Annotated in this window: 1 protein-coding gene; it reads left to right on the top strand. The window is 60.4% G+C overall.

Annotation, left to right across the window (positions count from 1 at the left end):
* Positions 1–320 precede the first annotated feature (320 nt).
* Positions 321–1,376 (top strand): serine hydrolase, encoded by a 1,056-nt coding sequence (locus H483_RS37825; protein WP_238556445.1) that lies wholly within the window; start codon positions 321–323, stop codon positions 1,374–1,376.
* The last annotated feature ends 181 nt before the right edge of the window (positions 1,377–1,557 follow it).

Raw genomic sequence — 1,557 nt, forward strand, 5'->3', positions numbered from 1 at the left:
ATTTAACAGCGAAAGTCACACCGAAAGCGTGGCCCATACCGATAAATGTAGCAATACCCGTCGCTGGTGGGTAGATCAGAAACACAGATTCCGGGACTGGGTTCCGCTACAGAACAGGCTTCCGCCCACCTCGGCGTATCCAAAATCGGCCAGCTTCGACCCGTTTGTATCAAAAACGATCGTTTGGCGAACAGTCGCCGACTTCTTCTAGTGTGGAACTCCTCAAGTAATCTTCTGCTTCGACAGCGGCCTGTGTAGTGCTCAGATCCGGGGTAGTGGTGCCAGTTTCAACGACGACCGTTCGCGCGGCTCTGCTGTGCGTGGCAGGACTTGCGGGAATCGCGCTTGCGGCGCGGTGCCGACGGCCCCCCGGCGAGCTTGAGCACTTCCTCGGCGCTTCAGATGTTTATGGTGACGACGCCCTCGCCGCACAAGTGCTGAAGCTTCTGCCCACCAGAGGCGTCCACGCCCTGGGGATCGCTTCGGTGACACGGAGCGGTTCTCGAATCGCGACCGTCGGCGCCCCGCTGGCCGCGACATTTGAAATTGGATCAATCAATAAGGGCATCACGGGGATGCTCTATCTCGATGCCATCGAACGCGAAGAGGTTCTTCCGACAACGACGCTCGGTGAACTGTTCGAGCTGCAGGGCTTCGGCGCGGCAGGCATCACGTTAGAAGAGTTGTCCCAGCACAGGTCAGGCCTGCCAGCACAACCGATGGGGATGACAGATATAGCTCGCATCATCATCAGGACGATCCAGGCAAGGAATCCCTTCGACGGGAGGACCCTCGTCCACCTTGTTGAAGATCTGCGCCGTGTGCCGATCGGAGCGAAGGAGCCTGCTTACTCAAATCTGGGGTTTGCGGCCCTCGGCCACGCGCTCGCTGCCGCTGCCGGAATGGACTATGCCGAACTGCTGCGGGAGCGCATTGCGAGACCCCTCGAGCTGGGACGCTTCTACATACCAGCAGAGGGCCAAGCGGCACTGGATGAGCAGGCCGTACAGGGCAAAGACGAAAACGGGCGGCCGCAGCAGGCATGGACCGATCTGCAATATGCGCCTGCCGGTGGTATTCGAACTGACGTGAAGAGCATGGCGAAAGTTGCGCGGGCGCTGTTGACCGGTCTCGCACCGGGCGCCGCCGCTCTTAACCCAGTCGCTGCCTTCTCGACTGACGGGGCAGACCGCGTGGGCGCGGGATGGATGACCTCTCGAATCGAGGGACAAACCATCACCTGGCATAACGGACGTACCGGAGGATTCTCGAGCTGGATCGGCTTTGATCGCGAGCAAGATCACGCGCTCTTCCTCGTCGGAGCCACAACCCTCGCCCTCGACGAGATCGGCGAGACATTGTTGCTGAGCAGCTGACGTGTTCGCACATACACGGTACTGCCGGGGCCTCGGTAGTGCAGTGCCTGAGAGACCTCGAAAGCTCGGAGCTCTCCGAATCGCCGAGAGTTCCGCCATGCGAAGGTGAGAGAACCCGCCAAATGAAGTTGAGAGTCACAGCAGCGATGGTCGGCGGCGGATCGTCCCGCACGGGTGTACC

The organism is Dietzia sp. UCD-THP, assembly GCF_000349585.1.
Taxonomy (GTDB): Bacteria; Actinomycetota; Actinomycetes; order Mycobacteriales; family Mycobacteriaceae; genus Dietzia; species Dietzia natronolimnaea_A.